A 19,425-nucleotide genomic window follows, 5' to 3' on the forward strand; every position below is an offset into this window, starting at 1 on the left:
TAAAGCTCAGCCTGGCATGAGCGAGGCTCAGCCCGGGATGGGGCGCGCCAACATCGACTTCGAGGTCAACGGCGCCGCCGTCAGCGTCTTTGTGCCACCAGTGCGCCGTCTCTCTTCGGTGCTGCGCGACGATTTGCGGCTGACCGGCACCAAGGTCGGTTGCGACGCCGGCGATTGCGGTGCCTGCACGGTGCTGGTCGACGGCGAACCGGTCTGCGCCTGCCTGATGCCGGCGGCCTCGGCAGCCGGCGCGGCGATAACCACGGTCGAAGGCCTGGCCAACGGAAAACTGTCGGCGCTGCAGGCCTCGTTCCTCGATCATGGCGCGGCGCAATGCGGCATCTGCACGCCCGGCCTGCTGGTCGCGGCAACCGCGCTTCTGGATCGGAGGTCGAACCCGACCGAAGTGGAAACGCAGGATGCGTTGGGAGGCGTGCTGTGCCGGTGCACCGGCTACCGAAAAATCATCGCGGCGGTGATGGATGCCTCGCGCCACGTTGAAAGCCTCGACCACCGCATGCCGCAATCCGGTTCTGCTGTTGGCGCATCGCCGATTCGCCTCGATGGCTTGCCCAAAGTCACCGGTGGCGAACAATTCGGCGGCGATTCCTTCCCGGCCGATGCGCTCGCCGTGTTGGTGATCCGCTCGCCGCACCATCACGCCCGGTTCACTTTCGGCGACCTGGATTCCTGGGCGAGGGCCCGTCCCGGCGTTGCCGGCGTCTTCACCGCCGCCGATATTCCCGGAAAAAACTGCTTCGGCGTCATCGGCCCCTTCGCTGACCAGCCGGCTCTCGCTGAAGGTTTTTCGCGCTTTCGCGGCGAGGCGGTGGCATTGGTCGCCGGCGAACGTGAGGCAATCCTTGATCTCGACTTGTCGGATTTCCCAATCGAATGGACCGAATTGCCGCATGTGCTGCAGCCATGCGAGGCACAGGCTAGCGGCGTAGAACTGATCCACCAGCACCGACCGGCAAACCTGCTGACCTCCGGTTTTGTCGAACGCGGCGATCCGGACGCGGCGTTCTCCGGCGCCGTCGTCACCGTGTCGGGCGCCATCGACACCTCCTACGTCGAGCACGCCTACATCGAGCCGGAAGCCGGCTATGCATACATGGATGGCGACACGCTGGTCGTCGTCGCCTGCACGCAGGCGCCCTACATGGACCGCGACGACACGGCAAAGGTGCTGGGTCTCGCCGTCGACAAGGTACGTATCGTGCCGACCGCCACCGGCGGCGGCTTTGGCTCAAAGCTCGACGTCTCGCTGCAGCCTCTCATCGGCCTGGTGGCGATGAAGACGGGACGGCCGGCCGCGCTTGCCTATACGCGCAACGAATCGATGATCTCGACCACCAAGCGCCATCCGGCCGAGATGCAGGCGACCATCGGCGCCGATGCCGAAGGCCATGTCACCGGCATGGTCTTTGCTGGCGATTTCAACACCGGCGCCTATGCCAGCTGGGGCCCGACCGTCGCCAATCGCGTCCCGGTGCATGCCTCCGGCCCCTATGCAACGCCGAACTATCGAGCCGAAGGCCGTGCCATCCACACCAATGGCCCTATCTCCGGCGCCTTCCGCGGCTTTGGTGTGCCGCAGGCGACGATCATGCAGGAGACGCTCTACGACGAGCTGGCCGGCAAGCTGGGGATCGACAGACTCGATTTTCGCTTGAAGAACTGCCTTCGGAACGGATCCGAAACGGTTACTGGACAAAAATTGGACTCCGGTGTCGGCATTGCCGAGTGTCTCGAGGCGCTGCGGCCGCATTGGACGCGCGCCCTGGCCGACACGGAGCTGTCCAACGCCGGCAGCAGCACAAAAAGGCGCGGCGTCGGCATCGCGTCCTGCTGGTATGGCTGCGGAAACACCTCGCTGCCCAATCCGTCGACGATCAAGGTCGGCATGTCGTCCCAGGGCGAAATCGTCCTGCATCAGGGCGCTGTCGATATCGGACAGGGATCGAACACGGTCATCAGCCAGATCTGCGCCGACGCGATCGGCCTGCCGCTCGAAAAATTCCGGCTGAAGAGTGCCGACACGGCGATTACGCCTGATGCCGGCAAAACATCAGCCTCGCGCCAGACCTTCGTCACCGGCAAGGCCGCCGAGAAGGCCGGCCGCGCCTTGCGCGAAGCGATCCTGCGCTTTGCCAACGTTTCGGATAAGGCGGCGATTGCGCTGGATGGAGCAAGCCTGACCATCCGCGAGGGCGAAGCGACACGGCGGATCGATCTTTCCCAACTGGCTGCTGATGCTGATGGGCTCGTCTTCGTCGCCTCGGAAACCTACGACCCGCCGACGCTGCCGCTCGACGCCAAGGGCCAGGGCAAGCCTTACGCCGTCTACGGTTATGGCGCGCAGATCGCCGAACTCGAGGTCGACCTCGAGCTGGGCACGGTGAAGCTGATCAAGATCACCGCCGCACATGATGTCGGCAAGGCAATCAATCCGTTGCTGGTCGAAGGCCAGATCGAGGGCGGCATCGCGCAAGGCATCGGCATGGCGCTGATGGAGGAATACATCCCCGGCCGGACCGAGAATCTGCACGACTATCTGATCCCGACGATCGGCGACGTGCCGCCGATCGAGACCATTCTCGTCGAAGTTCCGGACCCGGAAGGACCGTTCGGCGCCAAGGGGCTGGGCGAGCATGTGCTGATCCCGACGGCGCCGGCGATCCTCAACGCTATCAGACACGCCACCGGCGTGCTGGTCACCAAGGTGCCGGCGACGCCGAGCCGTATCCGCGCGGCGATCCGCGACAAGGAGGCACGCCAATGAGCGAGCTGGCCGAACGTTTCGAATCCCATGACCTCGGCGAGAAACAGGTGGCGGAAAAGATCCGCTGCGATGCCTGCCCGGTCATGTGCTACATCGCCGACGGTCGCACCGGCGCCTGCGACCGCTACGGCAATGTCGGCGGCCGCATCGTGCGTATGGATCCGCTGACCATCCTCGACCACGCGGCCGAAACCGGCGGCGCGGTCGTGCCTTTCGTTGCCGAGGGCGAGGCGTGGAACGGTGAACTGGTCAACACCGGCCGCCGCTTCGTCACCGCAATCGGCGCCGGCACCACCTATCCCGACTACAAGCCGGCCCCCTTTATCGTCAGTCAGGAGGTCGAGGGCGTCGATCTGGTCACCGTGGTGACGGAGGGCATCTTCTCCTATTGCGGCGTCAAGGTGAAGATCGACACCGACCGTCACATCGGCCCGGAGACGGCGACGGTGCGCGCCGAAGGCGAGGCGATCGGCCATGTCACGACCGGCGAGTACGGCTCGCAGATGCTGTCGCTGGGCGGCGTGCATCACCTGACCGGCGGCTCCAAGGCGGAAGGGCGCGCCACTTGCGATGCAATGCTCAACCTCTGCAACCGCAAGCCGGTCGAGCTCACCATCGACGGCGGCGCCACGGTGATTGTTGAAGCCGGCAAACCACCGGTCATCGACGGCAAGATCGAACACCGCATGCGTGTCGGCTGCGGCTCGGCCACCATCGGCATGTTCGCCACCCAGTGGCGTGGCCTGGTCGACGAAGTGGTGGTGGTCGACGACCACATCACCGGCGTCGTCTCCGAGCATCAGGCTGGCAAGGTGCTGGGCTGGCAGGACACTGGCATAAAAATCATCGGCCGCCGCTCGACGCCCGGCCGCTACTTCAAAGTGTCCGAACCCGGGCTCGGCTGGGGCGGCACCAGCATTTCCGACCCGCTGTCGATCCTCGGCGACTGGAACGCCAAGAAGGGCGCGCGTGCCGGCCTGTCGCTGCTGATGGTCTCGACCACCGGCGAGCAGTTCGCCTATTACGAGCTCGACGACGATCTGAAGCCGGTCGAAAAGCCGTTCCCGGAACGGTTGCAGAAGTCGGTCGGCCTGATCGAGGAGAATTGCGAGCCGGCCTTGTGCACCGTGTTGTTCATCGGCGGTGCCGGCGGCTCGTTGCGCGCCGGCGTCACCGAGAACCCGGTCAACCTCACCCGCTCGGTGCAGGGCCTGAAGACCTATGTGACGGTCGGCGGCGCGCCGGTCTATGTCTGGCCGGGTGGCGGCATCACTTTGATGGTCGATGTCACCCGCGTGCCGGAAGGTGCCTTCGGCTATGTGCCGACCCCGGCGCTGGTGGCGCCGATCGAGTTCACGCTGCGCCGCGACGACTATGTCAGGCTGGGCGGCTATGAGGCCGAGATACGCAGCGTCGAGGACATCCTTGCCAAGGGCGGCGAATACCTCAATCCGCGCCGCGGCACCGGTGCGCCGGTCAGCAATCCCTGGCCGCCGCTGGCACAGCTGCGGCGCGCGGCGAACGGGGTTGCCTGATGAACGGCCCGCGGGCGCATTGGCTCGACGACGGCAGGCGGCTTCATCTCAATCATGGGCCGATCGACCTGATCATTGGGGTATTTGGCCCTGCCGAAGAATGCCGGGCTGCCTATGGTCAGGCGGTAGCGCGATTCCAGACCGTCCTGACCGAACTGGTGGAAGAGCTTGCAGAATTGCGCCGTCCGGCCTCGACAAAGCCACGCCTATTCGCCGGACCAGTGGCTCGTCGGATGGAAGCGGCGGTCGCGCCGCTGGCAAAAAACTTCATCACGCCGATGGCCGCCGTCGCGGGCTCGGTAGCCGACGAAATGCTGGCCGCCCTGCTAGCCGGCCGAAAGCTCGACCGCGCCTATGTCAACAATGGCGGCGACAGCGCCATCCACCTCGGCACCGGCCAGTCGATGACCCTCGCCATTGCCGGCACGGGGCATGGGCTGCAGGACCGGATCGTCATTCGCGCGGGAGACGCGGTACGCGGTGTCGCCACCAGCGGATGGCGTGGCCGCTCCTTTTCGCTGGGCATCGCCGATGCCGTCACCGTGCTGGCGAGAACCGGCGCCGAGGCCGATGCCGCCGCGACGCTGATTGCCAACGCCGTCGATCTACCCGATCACCCCGCCATCAAGCGCGAGCCTGCGCGCGACCTGGCGCCCGACAGCGATCTGGGCGCCCGCCTGGTGACGACGGCGGTCGGCCCGCTTTCACCGGTAGAAATCGCCACTGCACTGGACAGCGGGCTCGCTGTCGCCGATGATTTTCGCCGAAATGGCCTGATATCAGCTTCGGCGATTTTCCTTGCCGGTCAAACCCGCATCAGTGGTTCCATGGCGCTTACAGCGCCCACGAAAATCCCAGGGAAGGAAGTTGCCCATGCCTGAGTTTCCGATCCGCAAGATCGCGGTTCTGACCGAGGAAATCTTTCATGACGGCGGACCGGCGGCGAAAGAGCCGCGCCGCCGCGCCGCGGCCCTGGCGCTGGTGAAGAACCCCTTTGCCGGTCGCTATGTCGAGGATCTGCAGAGCGCCATGGACGATCTGAAGCCGCTCGGGCTGATGCTCGCCGACCGGCTGATCGCAGCACTTGGCGGCGACGTGAAGCAGATCGATGGCTACGGCAAGGGCGCCATCGTCGGCTCCGCCGGTGAACTCGAGCATGGTGCTCTCTGGCACGTACCGGGCGGCTACGCCATGCGCGAGCGGCTCGGCGACGCCAAGGCGATCGTGCCGTCGGCAAAGAAGGTCGGCGCCTTCGGCGCGAAGCTCGACGTGCCGCTCGGCCACATCAACGCCGCCTATGTGCGCAGCCATTTCGACGCCATGGAAGTTGGTGTCAGCGACGGGCCGCGTCCCGACGAGATCCTGTTCTGCCTTGCCATGACCTGCGGCCCGCGCATCCACGATCGCATGGGCGGTCTGGCGGCCAAGGACATCAAGGCATGGGATGGGCTGCGGTGAGCGCCGGCGAGGAAGTCAGGCTCAAGCTGGTCGAGGCCGAGGAGCCCGAGGACAACGACTACCATCTGCAGGAGCAGGTCGGCTTCATCCTGCGCAAGGCACATCAGCGCCATGTTGCGATCTTCGCCGCCCATATCGCCGATCTGACGCCGCCGCAATTCGCGGCGCTGGCCAAATTGCACGACGTCGGCGAGACCTCGCAGAACCAGCTAGGCACGCTGATCGCCATGGATGCAGCGACGGTGAAGGGCGTCATCGACCGGCTGAAGGCGCGCGGCCTGGTCGAGCTTTCCAAGCACGAGGTCGACAAACGGCGCCTGCTGGTCAACCTGACCGCCGAAGGCCGCGATGCGATCGAGCGCCTGATTCCGCTCGCGCGTGGCATCACCGAGGAAACGCTGGCGCCGCTGTCGGCCAAGGAGGCTGCCACCTTCATGCGGCTACTGGCCAAGCTGGCGTGAAGGAATTCCGGCCCGCTTGACGGCCTACGAAAAAGCCCGGCGCGAGACCGGGCTTTTTGCTGCGTTCTTGAGGAAGCGGCCGATGGATCAGTGATCCATGGCTTTGACGATCTCTTCCGTCATCTTCTTGGCGTCGCCGAGCAGCATCATGGTGCCATCCTTGTAGAACAGCGTGTTGTCGATGCCGGCATAGCCGGAGCCAAGCGAGCGCTTGACGAACAGGCAGGTGCGGGCCTTGTCGACGTCGAGGATCGGCATGCCGTAGATAGGGCTGCTCTTGTCATCCCGCGCGGACGGGTTGGTGACGTCGTTGGCGCCGATGACATAGGCGACGTCGGCCTGCGCGAATTCGGAGTTGATGTCCTCGAGCTCGAACACCTCGTCATAGGGCACGTTGGCTTCGGCCAAGAGTACGTTCATGTGGCCGGGCATGCGGCCGGCGACCGGGTGGATCGCGTATTTGACGTCGACGCCATTGGCCTTGAGCTTGTCGGCCATCTCGCGCAGTGCATGCTGCGCCTGGGCGACCGCCATGCCGTAGCCGGGCACGATGATGACCTTCTGCGCGTTCATCATCAGATAGGCGGCATCGTCGGCCGATCCCTGCTTGACCGTGCGCTCGATGCCGTCGTCGGCCGCTGCCGCCGTCTCGCCGCCGAAGCCGCCGAGGATGACCGAGATGAACGAGCGGTTCATGCCCTTGCACATGATGTAGGACAGGATCGCGCCGGACGAGCCGACCAGTGCGCCGGTGATGATCAGCGCCAGGTTGCCGAGCGTGAAGCCGAGGGCCGCTGCCGCCCAGCCGGAATAGGAGTTCAGCATCGACACGACGACCGGCATGTCGGCGCCGCCGATCGGGATGATGAGCAGGACGCCCAGCACCAGCGAGGCCGCCACAATCAGCCAGAACACAAGCTTGGATTCGGTCGTGACCAAAAGCACGATCAGCACGACGAGGGCGATGCCGAGCGCGATGTTGATGAAATGGCGCCCGCCAATCATGATTGGCTTGCCCGACATGCGGCCGTCGAGCTTGAGGAAGGCGATGACCGAGCCGGTGAAGGTGATGGCGCCGATGGCAACGCCAAGGCTCATTTCGATCAGCGCCTGGGCGTGGATGTCGGCGACCGTGCCGATGCCGAAACTTTCCGGCGCATAGATCGCGGCGGCCGCCACCATGACGGCAGCAAGGCCGACGAGGCTGTGGAAGGCGGCGACCAGCTGCGGCATGGAGGTCATGGCGATGCGCCGTGCCGTGACGGCGCCGACCGAACCGCCGATCAGCAGCCCGAGCACGATCAGGCCGAAGCCGCCGGCCGACGGAACCGCCAGCGCCAGCGTCGTGGCAATGGCGATGCCCATGCCGATCATACCGTAGAGATTGCCCTGGCGGCTGGTGGTCGGATGCGACAGGCCGCGCAGCGCCAGGATGAACAGGATGCCGGAGACAAGGTAGAGGAACGAAGCGAAGTTGGCGTTCACGTCACTTGTCCTTTTTCTTGTACATCGCCAGCATGCGCTGGGTGACGAGGAAGCCGCCGAAGATGTTGACCGACACCAGCATCAGCGCAACGAAGCCGAAGCCGGTGGCAATGCCGGACGCCGAAATACCGACGGCAAGCAGCGCGCCGACGACGATCACCGAGGAGATGGCGTTGGTGACGGCCATCAGCGGCGTGTGAAGTGCCGGCGTGACGGACCACACGACGTAGTAGCCGACGAAGATCGCCAGGACAAAGATGGCGAAGCGGAAGACGAACGGATCGATGGCGCCGCCGGACAGCGCGTGCGCGGCGTCGCCAGCCGCCTCGGTGCCGGGCGCGGTGGCCAGGTTCTGCACCGCGAGCTTGACGGCGGCGGTCGCCTGGTCGAGCTGGTCGAGGGCTTTCTGCAAGGTCTGATCCATCACGCGATCCCCTTCGGCTTGGCAGCGGACTTGCCCGTGGCGGCCTTTTTGTCGGCTGTCTTTTTCGGCGCGGCTTTCTTGACCGACGCATCGGCGACCATGGTTTTCGCCGGGATCGCCGCCGGTTCGACATGCTGGCCCTTTGGCGGCTCTGCCGCCGCCTTGGCGAAGGCCGGGTGCACCACCTTGCCGGCATCGGTCAGCATGGTTGCCTTGACCAGTTCGTCGTCGCGCTTGATGGCCAGCGTCCTGGTGGTCTTGTCGACCAGCGTTTCGACGAAGGCGAACAGGTTGCGGGCATAAAGCAGCGAGGCGGATGCCGCGACGCGGCCCGGCACGTTGAGATGGCCGACGATCTTGACGCCGTTGGCGGTCGTCACGACCTTGCCAGGCACGGCGCCCTCGACATTGCCGCCGCGTTCGACCGCGAGGTCGACGAGCACCGAACCCGGCTTCATCGACACGACCATCGCCGCCGAGACCAGCTTCGGCGCCGGACGGCCGGGGATCAGCGCCGTGGTGATGACGATGTCCTGCTTGGCGATGTGTTCGGCAGTCAGTGCCGCTTGCTTGGTCTGATATTCCTTCGACATTTCCTTGGCGTAGCCGCCGGCGGTCTCGGCCGCCTTGAACTCCTCGTCCTCGACCGCAAGGAATTTGGCGCCGAGTGACTGCACCTGTTCCTTCACCGCCGGACGCACGTCGGTGGCGGTGACAACAGCGCCAAGCCGGCGCGCCGTGGCGATCGCCTGCAGGCCGGCGACGCCGACGCCCATGATGAAGGCCTTCGCCGCCGGCACGGTGCCAGCCGCCGTCATCATCATCGGCAGCGCCCGGTCATATTCGGCGGCCGCGTCGACCACCGCCTGGTAGCCGGCGAGATTGGCCTGCGAGGACAAGACGTCCATCGACTGCGCGCGGGTGATGCGCGGCATGAATTCCATCGAGAAGGCGGTGACGCCTGCCTTGGCAAGTGCGGCGACGGCGGCATCGTTGCCATAGGGGTCCATAATGGCGATGACGGCGGCGCCGGACTTGTAGCCCTTCAGCTCCGCATCCGTTGGCCGGCGCACTTTCAGCACCACATCGGCCTTGGCGACATCACCGGCCTTGCCGATCGCGGCGCCCGCCTTGGCGAACTCTTCGTCGGGAATGCGCGAGGCCGTGCCGGCGCCGGTCTCGACGACCACGTCGAGACCCAGCGCCGCCAGCCGTTTCACCGTGTCGGGTGAGGCCGCGACGCGCGGCTCGTTCTCGTCGAGTTCACGAGGGATGAAAACCGTCTGTCCCACCGCATGATCCTTTCGGCTGGAACCTGTTGCGCAAGACGCCGGCCGGACCTCCGGCAGCGTCCCTAGCGAAGGATTTCGGAAAGTCTATCGGAGAATGAAGGCGCCGGCAGCCAGGATCAGGGCGCAGAGGATGGTCGCCGAGAAGAAACCGCCAACGAAGAAGCCGAACGCCATCGCGATAACTATGGCGAGGCAAAAGAGCGAACCGTATTTGGCCAGCGCCAGGAAGCCCGCATAGGTGCGGTCGTGCTCGGAATAGTCCATCTTCGCGCCCAGTTCGACAGGACCGGACGGCGTGTGCTCAGCCATAGGAATACCCCTTCGAAGACATCTTTGAGGCACATAGCGAAAAGCCGGGCCAAGAGCAATGGCGCTATTGCCGCATCGCCGGAGACAACAGCCTCAAAGGAAAGTTGAAAGCCGTCTGTCGAGGCGCTTGCCCCTGGCTTTCGTGGGGAGTGACGGGTCCGCGGATATCAGCCCGCCAGGTGCGGGAACAGCCCGAGCAGGCCGGCGATGATCAGGTAGATCGCGACGATGTAGTTCAAAAGCCGCGGCATCACCAGGATCAGCACACCGGCAATCAGCGAGATCAGCGGGGTGAGCGCGATCGCGGAAATGGTCATGTTCTTTGTCCTTTCTCGAGTTGATGTCCGCCGTCCTCAGCCGATGCAGCGACGGTATCTGTCGCCGCGACAACGCCGGCACGGCCGGAAAGCTCCTAGCCGGCACCATCACAAAACCCGTGAAGGCTCAGGCGGCTTCGGGGAAATACTTGGCCGTCGGCAGGATGGTCAGTGGCGCAAGCTCGCCGGTCGGCGCTTTCGCGAACAGCATGCGCCGTTCCAGCGCCGTCGAGTGGAAGAACGGAAAGCGCCGCAGCGTCGGCGCCATGTTCTGCTCGCAGAGCGATTCATAGAAGAAGATCGGCATGGTGAAAGGCGGATAGATGCGCGGCTCACCAACCTGCACCGAACCGAAGATGCGATGATAGAAGGCCGTGTGCTCTTCCCGGATCATCGAGATACAACTCGTGGCGTTGAAGAACGTGTTGGCGATAACCGCAAGCCGCAGCGTGACATAGGGCAGGGCCCGGTGGGTCGACGACAGTTGCGGGTCGACCGCCAGCCGGCTGGGATCGATGAAGGTCTCGCCCCGCGCCAGGCGCAGCAGCAACCTGTCGCCGAACACCGTCATGATTGGCGCTTCCGGGGTCTCGCGGGTCAGGTGGTGGAGCCTGACGGTGCTGACAAGCTCGCCTTCCATGAAGACGCCGAAACAATAACAGTTTGGGACTTCGTCGAGATGATCGGCAAGCTTCTGCTCGACGATGGTATCAAGCAGGCCGTGCGAATGGAACGCCTTGTAGCGCAGCCGGGAGATCGCTTCGAAATCCTCGCCGCTTTCACAGCGCCGGTACTCGACGCGCTCCAGAAGGTCGAGCACGTTGCGCGCGAACAGCGAAGGAGGCTGAGATCTGGCAGCCGAAGCCGCCGCAGGCCGACCTGACTCACGCATGTCCATATTCTTCCCTCGTACCGCCGCAGGAGAACAATATCGGACGAGAGAGTGAACAAGAAGATAAAACTACAATCGTCTTCGTTTACCGAAGGTTAACCTTAACAATTGGTTAACGCGCGGAAAAATCAACTCCTCTTGAGCCGGCTTGTGAAACGTGATCGAGGATCAGGTGGTGGCGCGCTTTGCGACCGGCCGCAGTTCCGCGGCAAAAGGCCAGGTCACGTTGGACATGGTCTCGATGCCCGACGCACTGAGCGCGGCGCCGAAGAGGAAGCCCTGAACCAGGTCCGGCTTCACCGTATGCAGCAGGATCTTGAGCTGTTCGAAGGTCTCCACGCCTTCGACGGTGACAGTCAGGCCGAGAATCCGGGTCAGGTCGACGACGCCCTTCAACAGGTCGAGCGAGCGCGGGTTCTGGGTGACGTCCATCAGGAACGAACGGTCGATCTTGATCTTGTCGAGCGGCAGCTTGTGCAGGTAGCTCAGGCTCGAATAGCCGGTGCCGAAATCGTCGAGCGCGATGCGCACGCCAAGCTGCTTCAGCTCCTCGATGTACTGGCGCGTCAGCGACTTATCGTCGAGCAGCGCGGTTTCGGTGACTTCGATCTCCAGGCGGGCGGCCGCGAGCCCGGACGTGGCCAGCGCGTCGCGGACCTTCTGGATGACGTCACTGTTGCGGAAGTCCTTGGCGGAAAGGTTCACCGAAACGCTGGTCTGGTCGGGCCATTTGGCGCATTCCGCGCAGGCCGCCTGAAGCACGAAGGTGCTGATCTCGGAAATGATGCCCATTTCCTCGGCCAATGGAATGAAGATGCTTGGCGAAACAGGCCCGAGATCGGGATGGTCCCAGCGGCACAATGCCTCGCAGCTCGCAATGCGCATCGTGCTCATCGAGACGATCGGCTGATAGACGACGCGCAGGCCCTTGCTCTCGATCGCGCTGCGCAAGTCCGCCTTCATCAGCTGGCGATTGCGGAAGGCGGCGTCCATCGCGGCCTCGAACAGCCGCCAGTTGTTCTTGCCGAGCTCCTTGGCCTTGTAGAGCGCCAGGTCCGCCTTGACGATCATGGCGTCGACATCGGTGTCCTCGACCTTGGACAGCACCGCGCCGGCGCTTGCCTGGATGCGCAGCCCATGTCCGGCGACGTCGACTTCGCCCTGCAGGTCGCCGAAAATCTGGTCGAGCAGGCTGGTCAGGTGGCTTTCGTCCTCGATGCGGTCGAAGAAGACCATGAACTCGTCGCCGCCGAAGCGGCTGACGGTGATGCCCTGCCCGGCAACGGCCGCCAGCCGCTCCGCCACGGCGTAGATCAGGCCGTCGCCGACCGGGTGGCCCAGCGTGTCGTTGACGCTCTTGAAATCGTCGAGGTCGAGCACGGCCAGGCCGCAGAGACGGTCGCGGTCGCCGGAGGCCATCGATTCGCCGACCAGTTCGTGGAAATAGGCGCGGTTCGGCAGGCCGGTGAGGCTGTCGTAGCGCGCCATGAAGCGGATTTTTTCCTCGGCCTCGACGCGCGCCGTGACATCCTCGAAGGTGATGACGCCCAGGTCCTGGCTGCCTTCGCGTGCCGAAAACTCGTAGTGCTGGCCGGTGGAGAAGGAAACCAGCACCTTGCGGTCGCGCCCCTCGCGCAGCGCCCGCGTCAGCTGCGCCTCGACATAGCGGCAGTCCTTTGGCGACAGCATGCCGCCGGCAACGCCGCGCAGGAGCAGCGAGTGGATCGATCGGCCGAGCAATAGGTCAGGCGATTTCAGCGACATCAGATGCGCGGCCTCGGCGTTGCCGACCACCACCTTGCCGTCGGGACCAAGCATCACCAGGCCATGCGACATGGTGTTCAGCGCCCGGTTGAAGCGCTCTGCCAGCCTGGCCGCGGTCTTGCGCTCCGAAATGGCATCGAAAAGCACGGTGCGGACGTGTGCGGCCATTCGCGTGATGATGAAGATGAACGGCACGATATAGAGGCCGAGGATGAAGGTGGGCACGTCGCCCTTGAGCATCAGCCCGATCGCGATCGGCAGCACGACCGTGAAGGCCTGCACCGCAACCATGGTCTTGGAGCCGTAATTGCGGCCGACGATCGTCACCGTCGAGCCCATTATGACGGCGATCGCGGCACTTTCTCCGAACATGTCCGGGATGAGGTAGATGGTCGTGAGGCAGAAAAGCCCCATGAAGAAAGCCTGGATGGTGCCGCCGACCAGATAGTAGCGTTCCCAGGTCTTGGCCGCTTCATAGCTGTCGAAATTGCCTTCGCGCTGGCCTTTGCGGATGCCGTAATAGCGGTAAAGGCCGGCGGCAAGCATGATTGCCGCCAACGCCAGGTAGGCCGGATGCTTTGAGGTGAAATAGACTAGAACGCCGATGAGTCCGTGGCAAAAAGCGCCGATCAGCAGGATTCCGGGATCGTTGAACAACGATCGCACGAACCCAGCATAGACGTCCTCACCTATCTCTCCGGTTTTGTGTTCTTGCATGGCCCGCGGTGTCGCACGAACCGCAGTCATATGATATTCGCCTTAAGAAAGGTTTAGAGAGGCCGTTTCAGGCCCTGCCGTCAAGTATCCTCCCCGTGGGCAAAACTGGTCTTCAGGTAAACAAGGCGTGTCGGCTTACTCGGCGGCCTGAAGTTCGGGCCTTGCAGGGGCTTTTGCCAGGCGTTCGAGCAGCCGCGAGCGTTCTCCGGCGGCCTTTTCGGTGCTCGCCTGCCTGACATGGCCGTAGCCGCGAATAAGCGCCGGCACCGAGGCCAGCGCGGCGGCGGCCTCGATCCGGCCCGGCGCCAGCGCCGCGGTGACAAGCTCCAGATCAGCCTCGTATTGGGCAAGAAGCTGCCGCTCCATGCGCCTTTCCGCGCTGTAGCCGAACAGGTCGAAAGCGGTGCCGCGCAGGCCTTTCATCGCCGCCAGCAGGCGGAACCCCTTCATCATCCACGGGCCGAAGCTCGACTTGCGGGGCGTGCCGTCCTTGCCGCGCCGGCCCATGATCGGCGGCGCCAGGTGGAATTCGAGTTTTTCGTAGCTCTGGAACTGTTTTGAGAGTTCTGCGGCGAAGGAGCCGTCGGTGTAGAGCCGCGCCACCTCATACTCGTCCTTGATCGCCATCAGCTTGAACAGGCTTTTTGCGGCGGCCTCGGTCACCGCGGTCGAACCCGGCACCGCCTTGGCTTCGGCAGCGCGTAGCGCGCCGATCCTGGCAGCATAGCGCTTGCCATAGGCGGCGTTCTGATAGGCGCTCAGGAAGGCGACGCGGCGGGCAATGATGTCGTCCAGCGTCTCGGCGATCGCGTTTGCCGCCTTGCCCGGCTGAGCAATGAGACCACGCACGAAATCCGGCTGATGGGCGGCGCGGCGGCCCCAGCGGAAGGCGGCGATGTTCATCGCCACCGCTTGGCCGTTGAGTTCGATCGCCTTCTCGACTGCCTCGGCCGACAGCGGCAGCCCGCCATGCTGGAAGGCAAAGCCGAGCATGAACATGTTGGCGCCAAGCGAGTTGCCGAACAAAGCGGTTGCGGTGCGGGTGGCATCGAAGAAATGCGCCCTGTCGTCGCCGGCGGCGGAGCGAATGGCCTTTTTCAGCCGTTCGACGGGCAGCGAGAAGTCGGCCGAGCGTGCGAATTCGCCCGGCATGATCTCGGCGGTGTTGGCGAGGAAGATGGTGTGACCTTCACGCACCGCCGCCAGCACCTTCTGGGCGCCGGAGACGACGAGGTCGCAGCCGAGCACCAGATCGGCCTTTCCGGCCGAAACCCGGATGGCGTGGATATCGTCCGGTGTGCGCGCGATGCGCACATGGGTGAACACCGAGCCGCCCTTCTGGGCCAGCCCGGCCATGTCGATCATGCCGCAGCCCTTGTCCTCGAGATGGGCCGCCATGCCGAGCACCGCGCCGATGGTGACGACTCCGGTGCCGCCGACACCGTCGATGATCGCCGCCCAGCCTTGCTCGCCGAGCGGGAATTCGGCCGGCGCCGGCACGCCGTCGAGCGGATCGGACTTGCCGGCGGTGCCCTCGGCCTTCCTGATCTTGGCGCCATGCACGGTGACGAAGGACGGACAGAAGCCGTTGACGCAGGAGAAATCCTTGTTGCAGCTCGACTGGTCGATCCGGCGCTTGCGGCCGAATTCGGTCTCCACCGGCTGGATCGAGACGCAGTTCGACTGCACGCCGCAATCGCCGCAGCCCTCGCAGACCAGTTCGTTGATGAACACGCGCTTGTCGGGGTCGGGGAAGGTGCCGCGCTTGCGGCGGCGGCGCTTTTCGGCGGCGCAGGTCTGGTCGTAGAGCAGCACGGAGATGCCCTTGACCCCCCGCAATTCGCGCTGGACGAGGTCGAGATCGTCGCGGTGATGGATGGCGACTCCGGCCGGGAACTCGGCTTTCCCAGCATATTTTCCCGGCTCGTCGGTAACGACCGCGATCCGCTCGACGCCCTCGGCGCGCACCTGCCTGGCGATCATGTCGACGGTGAGGCCGCCTTCATGCGGCTGGCCGCCGGTCATGGCGACGGCGTCGTTGTAGAGGATCTTGTAGGTGATGTTGGCGTCGGTCGACAGCGCGAAGCGGATCGCCAGCGCACCGGAGTGGTTGTAGGTGCCGTCGCCGAGATTCTGGAAGATGTGGTCGCGTTTGGAGAACGGCGCCTGGCCGATCCATTGCGCGCCCTCGCCACCCATGGCGGTGAAGCCGACGGTGTTGCGGTCCATCCACAGCGCCATGAAGTGGCAGCCGATGCCGGCGGCGGCCAGCGAGCCGTCCGGCACCTTGGTCGAGGAATTGTGCGGGCAGCCGGAGCAGAAGAACGGCGTGCGCGAGGCGATGTCCGACGTGTCGGCGAGCATCGCCTGGAACTGGCGTAATTTCGCCACCCGTGCGGCGATCTCCTCCGACGGACCGATGGTGCGCAGGATCCGCTCGCCGAGCGCAATCGCAATCTCGTTGGGATCGAGCGCACCCTTGGCCGGGAACAGCCAGTCGCCGCGTTCGTCCTTCTTGCCGACGATGACCGGCTGCGTGGCGGTGCCGTAGAGGTTTTCGCGCAGCTGCACCTCGATCAGCGAACGCTTCTCCTCGACCACGACGATGGTGTCGAGGCCGCGGGCAAACTCGGCGATATGCTGGAGGTCGATCGGCCATGGGCAGCCGACCTTGAATAGCCTGATGCCGATGCGGTTGGCGGCAGCCTCGTCGATGCCGATATCCTCCAGCGCCTGGCGGACGTCGAGATAGCTCTTGCCGATGGTGATGACGCCGAGCTTCGGCTTGCGGCCGCCCGAATAGACGATCCGGTTCAGCCCGTTGGCGTGGATGAAGGCGGACGCGGCGGCGCGTTTATACTCATGCAGCCGCTCTTCTTGGCCGAGCATGTCGATCTCGTGGCGGATGTTGAGGCCGCCGGGCGGCATCTCGAACTCCGGCACGACGATGTTCAGCCGCTCGAGCGAGGCATCGACCGAAGCCGTCGATTCGATGTTGTCCTTGACGCATTTGATCGCCGCCCAGGTGCCGGCGAAGCGCGACATGGCAAAGCCGTAGAGCCCGTAATCGATGATCTCCTGGACGCCGGCCGGATTGAGGATCGGCACCATCGTGTCGACGAACAGGAACTCGGTGGCATGCGCGTTGGTCGAGGATTCGGCCATGTGGTCGTCGCCCATCAGGGCAAGCACGCCGCCATGCTTCGAGGAGCCGGCGAGATTGGCGTGGCGGAACACGTCGCCGGAACGGTCGACACCCGGACCTTTGCCGTACCAGACCGAAAAGACGCCGTCATGCGTGCCTTCGCCCAAAAGTTCGGCCTGCTGCGTGCCCCAGCAGGCGGTGGCGGCAAGCTCTTCGTTGAGGCCGGGCTGGAAGACGATGTCGGATTGGGCGAGTTGCTTCTTGGCCTTCCACAATTGCATGTCCAGACCGCCGAGCGGCGAGCCGCGATAGCCGGAAACGAAGCCGGCGGTGTTGAGGCCAGCGCGACGGTCGCGCTCGCGCTGCATCAACAGCATACGGATGACGGCCTGCGCGCCGGAGAGGAAGATGCGCTCCTTTCCAAGATCGAACTTGTCGTCGAGCGCGACGTCGTGCAGCGTCATCAGGCATTTCCTCTGCGGAGGCCGCGCTGGAGCGCGCAGCCAACGTAGGAGTCGGATGCCGCAGTCTTTCTCCCCTTTGCAGGGGAGGTCAAACAAAATCGAAGGTGCCAGGCAGCGCGCAACGAACGATCCGATACGCTTTCCACGGCGTACGAAAATTGCGCCGTGGCGGTCTGGAAAGAGAGTTCCAGCAGCTGCGCGGGCGTGTCAGGCCTTCGAGCAATCCGGCTTCGGCTCGCCCGGGAGCTTGCCGTCGACATGGCCGACCATGTCCTTGTTGAGCTCGTAGACCGGGCCGACCACCAGGGGACGGTCGGGCAGGATCGACTGATCGAGCGACGAGGTCAGCGTCGTCTCGAAGCTCTGCAACAGCGTGCCGCTGGAATCCTCGATGCGGATCGACACCGCATAGGGCTTGTCCTTGACCACACAGGTCAGCGGCGGGCTGGTCAGCGTTATGTGCGGCAGCTTCGGCCAGATCTTCTGGTTGACGATGATCGGGTCGCCGCCGGCCGGGTTCTGGAAACTGACCACGGCAACCTGTCCTTCGCCCATCGGCCGCAGCGGGTTGAGCGTGATGACATAGGTGGCGATGCCCAACCGGTAGTTGAACTCGAACAGCTTGCCGGAAATGGCGAACAGCTGCTCCTTGCCGGAGTCTCGGCAGGAGCCAAGCACTGCCGCCGCCAGCAAGGCGGCGCCGAGAACCATCGAACGCGAACATGTCCTAGACATTGCTGACCTCCCTGGCCGCCGTACGGCGGCGATAGTAGCGGTTTGCCTTCTGGCGATTGCCGCAGACCGCCATGTCGCACCAGAGGCGGCTGGAGTTGCGGCTGCGGTCGACGAACAACCAGCTGCAGTTGGGACAGATTCTCAACCTGGCGACCGTGTCGTCGCGCAGCAGCGACAGCGCCGAGACGGCAAGTGCCGCCTCGAAAGCGATCGGCGTCGCCGGGTCGCCGAATGGCTGTCCCGGCGCGCCGATTTCGGTCCGGCTGCCGGCCAGGCCTTGGGCGCAGGCTTGCAGGAACCCGGGCAGATCGCCGGTGGCCAGAGCGCCTTTCGACACCGCGTGGCGAAACAGGCGGTCAGTCGTCTCGCGGATCGACAGCACGACCGGCGCAATCTCCGCCGGGGACTGCGCCTCCAGCCGACGCCCGCCAAGCTCCGTGGCGCGAAAACCGCTGGCCGCGTCGGCAAAGCGGGCGATCTCGGCCGGATTGTCGAAGCGGTCGAAGGTCTTTTCCGGATCGAACCGCAAAACGACCGTGTTCGCCGCGTCGAGCGCGAGGATGCCGCCGGTGAAGCGATGCGGTGTCCAGGAGACTGTCATGTCAGAAATCTAACCGATAAATCGCATTTGACAAGTTAGATTCCGAATGCAAACGTTCCTTTGGGGATGTGGGTTCGCCTTCGCCACCGTCACCCAAGGGTGTTGCATGCTGTATTTCTTCCAGCAGGTTCTGAACGGGCTGCATTCGGGCGCGCTCTATGCCTTGCTCGCCTTCGGCTACGTGCTGACCAACGGGCTGCTGCACCGGACCAACCTCGCCTATGGCGCCATGTTCGCCTTTTGCGGGCACGCGATGATCCTCACGGCTGCCTTCGGCTACCAGGCGCTGTGGCTGACGCTCTACGCCGCGGTCGCGCTAGGCATCGTCGCCGCGCTCCTCTATGCGGCGCTGATCAGCCATGTCTTGTCGCGCAGCGTCTTCGAACCCCTGGCCGACCGCTCGCCCAACGCGATCGTGGTGACGACGCTGGGCATCTTGCTGGTGCTGTCGGAGGCCAGCCGCATCGCCGCCGACACCCATGATCTCTGGCTGCCGCCGATGCTGGCCCAGCCGGTGATCTTCGCGGAGAGCACCAGCTTCAAGGCGACGCTGACACTGATCCAGTTGCTCGACTGCGCTGCCGTGATAGGCGTGCTGGCGCTCACCGCCTGGGTGTTCGCCCGCTCGGGCTTCGGCCGCTCCTGGCGAGCGGTGTCGGACGATCCCAGGGCCGCCGCGATGTGCGGCGTCGACGTGCGCGCGGTGTTTCGGCTGGCGGTGCTGTTCGGCGGTCTGTGCGCTGCACTGGCCGGCATCCTTGCAGGCATCTACTACGGCAATATCAGCTTCGGCACAGGCTTGGTCTACGGGCTGAAGATCCTGTTCGTGACCGCTGTCGGCGGTTATCTCTCGCCGCTCAAGGCGGCGCTTGGCGCGGCCGCCTTCGGCATGGCCGAATCGCTCTGGGCCGGCTATTTCCCCCTCGAATGGCGCGATGCCTGGATGTACCTCTTCCTCGTCGCCATGCTGGTGTTGATCGGCGCCGGCCGAGACCAGCAGAAGATCGCCTGAGCCGCGTCTGCGACTTTGGTTGGATGCCG

General features: G+C 64.7%; 16 protein-coding genes. 6 read left to right on the forward strand and 10 right to left on the reverse strand.

Annotation, left to right across the window (positions count from 1 at the left end; all coding sequences use genetic code 11):
- The first annotated feature begins 16 nt into the window (after positions 1-16).
- From ACFX5Q_RS01300 to ACFX5Q_RS01320, 5 genes are read left to right on the forward strand one after another with little or no spacing between them, the layout of a single operon-like run.
- Positions 17-2,785 carry a molybdopterin-dependent oxidoreductase gene (locus ACFX5Q_RS01300; protein WP_404275348.1) on the forward strand — a complete coding sequence of 923 codons (2,769 nt, stop codon included), beginning with the start codon at positions 17-19 and terminating at the stop codon, positions 2,783-2,785.
- Complete coding sequence (locus ACFX5Q_RS01305) at positions 2,782-4,320, forward strand: 6-hydroxynicotinate reductase (protein WP_404274758.1); 1,539 nt, start codon at positions 2,782-2,784, stop codon at positions 4,318-4,320. The genes ACFX5Q_RS01300 and ACFX5Q_RS01305 overlap by 4 nt, the downstream gene beginning before the upstream one ends.
- Positions 4,320-5,201: a UPF0280 family protein gene (locus tag ACFX5Q_RS01310; protein ID WP_404274759.1), complete on the forward strand. Its 882-nt coding sequence runs from the start codon at positions 4,320-4,322 to the stop codon at positions 5,199-5,201. The genes ACFX5Q_RS01305 and ACFX5Q_RS01310 overlap by 1 nt, the downstream gene beginning before the upstream one ends.
- Positions 5,194-5,778, forward strand: a complete 585-nt coding sequence (locus tag ACFX5Q_RS01315; RefSeq protein WP_192178228.1) for an amino acid synthesis family protein — start codon at positions 5,194-5,196, stop codon at positions 5,776-5,778. The genes ACFX5Q_RS01310 and ACFX5Q_RS01315 overlap by 8 nt, the downstream gene beginning before the upstream one ends.
- Positions 5,760-6,239: a MarR family winged helix-turn-helix transcriptional regulator gene (locus tag ACFX5Q_RS01320; protein WP_192178227.1), complete on the forward strand. Its 480-nt coding sequence runs from the start codon at positions 5,760-5,762 to the stop codon at positions 6,237-6,239. The genes ACFX5Q_RS01315 and ACFX5Q_RS01320 overlap by 19 nt, the downstream gene beginning before the upstream one ends.
- Positions 6,240-6,326: 87 nt before the next feature.
- On the opposite strand, the gene ACFX5Q_RS01325 is transcribed toward ACFX5Q_RS01320, so the two are convergent.
- From ACFX5Q_RS01325 to ACFX5Q_RS01370, 10 genes are all read right to left on the reverse strand, one after another.
- On the reverse strand, positions 6,327-7,724 hold the full coding sequence (locus tag ACFX5Q_RS01325) for an NAD(P)(+) transhydrogenase (Re/Si-specific) subunit beta (protein WP_404274761.1): 1,398 nt from the start codon (positions 7,722-7,724) through the stop codon (positions 6,327-6,329).
- A gap of 1 nt (position 7,725) precedes the next feature.
- Positions 7,726-8,148 (reverse strand): NAD(P) transhydrogenase subunit alpha, encoded by a 423-nt coding sequence (locus ACFX5Q_RS01330; protein ID WP_404274762.1) that lies wholly within the window; start codon positions 8,146-8,148, stop codon positions 7,726-7,728.
- Positions 8,148-9,440, reverse strand: a complete 1,293-nt coding sequence (locus ACFX5Q_RS01335; protein ID WP_404274764.1) for a Re/Si-specific NAD(P)(+) transhydrogenase subunit alpha — start codon at positions 9,438-9,440, stop codon at positions 8,148-8,150. The genes ACFX5Q_RS01330 and ACFX5Q_RS01335 overlap by 1 nt, the downstream gene beginning before the upstream one ends.
- An 84-nt stretch (positions 9,441-9,524) precedes the next feature.
- The gene (locus ACFX5Q_RS01340) at positions 9,525-9,749 is read right to left on the reverse strand and encodes an aa3-type cytochrome c oxidase subunit IV (RefSeq protein ID WP_192179223.1); all 225 of its coding nucleotides are present in this window, start codon (positions 9,747-9,749) and stop codon (positions 9,525-9,527) included.
- 167 nt (positions 9,750-9,916) lie between these two features.
- Positions 9,917-10,066, reverse strand: a complete 150-nt coding sequence (locus tag ACFX5Q_RS01345; RefSeq protein ID WP_006202401.1) for a DUF3096 domain-containing protein — start codon at positions 10,064-10,066, stop codon at positions 9,917-9,919.
- Positions 10,067-10,193: 127 nt separating this feature from the next.
- Positions 10,194-10,958 carry an N-acyl amino acid synthase FeeM domain-containing protein gene (locus ACFX5Q_RS01350; protein WP_404274766.1) on the reverse strand — a complete coding sequence of 255 codons (765 nt, stop codon included), beginning with the start codon at positions 10,956-10,958 and terminating at the stop codon, positions 10,194-10,196.
- 168 nt (positions 10,959-11,126) lie between these two features.
- Positions 11,127-13,439 carry a putative bifunctional diguanylate cyclase/phosphodiesterase gene (locus ACFX5Q_RS01355; RefSeq protein WP_404274768.1) on the reverse strand — a complete coding sequence of 771 codons (2,313 nt, stop codon included), beginning with the start codon at positions 13,437-13,439 and terminating at the stop codon, positions 11,127-11,129.
- A gap of 135 nt (positions 13,440-13,574) precedes the next feature.
- Positions 13,575-17,048, reverse strand: coding sequence for an indolepyruvate ferredoxin oxidoreductase family protein (locus tag ACFX5Q_RS01360; protein WP_404274769.1), 3,474 nt, complete (start codon positions 17,046-17,048; stop codon positions 13,575-13,577).
- A gap of 207 nt (positions 17,049-17,255) precedes the next feature.
- The gene (locus ACFX5Q_RS01365; protein ID WP_404274771.1) at positions 17,256-17,783 is read right to left on the reverse strand and encodes a hypothetical protein; all 528 of its coding nucleotides are present in this window, start codon (positions 17,781-17,783) and stop codon (positions 17,256-17,258) included.
- On the reverse strand, positions 17,776-18,384 hold the full coding sequence (locus ACFX5Q_RS01370) for a CGNR zinc finger domain-containing protein (RefSeq protein ID WP_404274773.1): 609 nt from the start codon (positions 18,382-18,384) through the stop codon (positions 17,776-17,778). The genes ACFX5Q_RS01365 and ACFX5Q_RS01370 overlap by 8 nt, the downstream gene beginning before the upstream one ends.
- A gap of 106 nt (positions 18,385-18,490) precedes the next feature.
- On the opposite strand from ACFX5Q_RS01370, the gene ACFX5Q_RS01375 reads away from it, so the two are divergent.
- Positions 18,491-19,396, forward strand: a complete 906-nt coding sequence (locus ACFX5Q_RS01375) for a branched-chain amino acid ABC transporter permease (RefSeq protein WP_404274774.1) — start codon at positions 18,491-18,493, stop codon at positions 19,394-19,396.
- The last annotated feature ends 29 nt before the right edge of the window (positions 19,397-19,425 follow it).

It is taken from the genome of Mesorhizobium sp. IMUNJ 23033 (assembly GCF_044778005.1).
Lineage (GTDB): Bacteria > Pseudomonadota > Alphaproteobacteria > Rhizobiales > Rhizobiaceae > Mesorhizobium > Mesorhizobium amorphae_A.

Excerpts from the sequence above, each read along its gene's own strand:
- ACFX5Q_RS01300 (WP_404275348.1), top strand. The coding sequence starts at position 17 with ATGAGCGAGGCTCAGCCCGGGATGGGGCGCGCCAACATCGACTTCGAG.
- ACFX5Q_RS01305 (WP_404274758.1), top strand. The coding sequence starts at position 2,782 with ATGAGCGAGCTGGCCGAACGTTTCGAATCCCATGACCTCGGCGAGAAA.
- ACFX5Q_RS01310 (WP_404274759.1), top strand. The coding sequence starts at position 4,320 with ATGAACGGCCCGCGGGCGCATTGGCTCGACGACGGCAGGCGGCTTCAT.
- ACFX5Q_RS01315 (WP_192178228.1), top strand. The coding sequence starts at position 5,194 with ATGCCTGAGTTTCCGATCCGCAAGATCGCGGTTCTGACCGAGGAAATC.
- ACFX5Q_RS01320 (WP_192178227.1), top strand. The coding sequence starts at position 5,760 with ATGGGATGGGCTGCGGTGAGCGCCGGCGAGGAAGTCAGGCTCAAGCTG.
- ACFX5Q_RS01330 (WP_404274762.1), bottom strand. The coding sequence starts at position 8,148 with ATGGATCAGACCTTGCAGAAAGCCCTCGACCAGCTCGACCAGGCGACC.
- ACFX5Q_RS01340 (WP_192179223.1), bottom strand. The coding sequence starts at position 9,749 with ATGGCTGAGCACACGCCGTCCGGTCCTGTCGAACTGGGCGCGAAGATG.
- ACFX5Q_RS01345 (WP_006202401.1), bottom strand. The coding sequence starts at position 10,066 with ATGACCATTTCCGCGATCGCGCTCACCCCGCTGATCTCGCTGATTGCC.
- ACFX5Q_RS01350 (WP_404274766.1), bottom strand. The coding sequence starts at position 10,958 with ATGCGTGAGTCAGGTCGGCCTGCGGCGGCTTCGGCTGCCAGATCTCAG.
- ACFX5Q_RS01355 (WP_404274768.1), bottom strand. The coding sequence starts at position 13,439 with ATGCAAGAACACAAAACCGGAGAGATAGGTGAGGACGTCTATGCTGGG.
- ACFX5Q_RS01360 (WP_404274769.1), bottom strand. The coding sequence starts at position 17,048 with ATGACGCTGCACGACGTCGCGCTCGACGACAAGTTCGATCTTGGAAAG.
- ACFX5Q_RS01365 (WP_404274771.1), bottom strand. The coding sequence starts at position 17,783 with ATGTCTAGGACATGTTCGCGTTCGATGGTTCTCGGCGCCGCCTTGCTG.
- ACFX5Q_RS01370 (WP_404274773.1), bottom strand. The coding sequence starts at position 18,384 with ATGACAGTCTCCTGGACACCGCATCGCTTCACCGGCGGCATCCTCGCG.
- ACFX5Q_RS01375 (WP_404274774.1), top strand. The coding sequence starts at position 18,491 with ATGCTGTATTTCTTCCAGCAGGTTCTGAACGGGCTGCATTCGGGCGCG.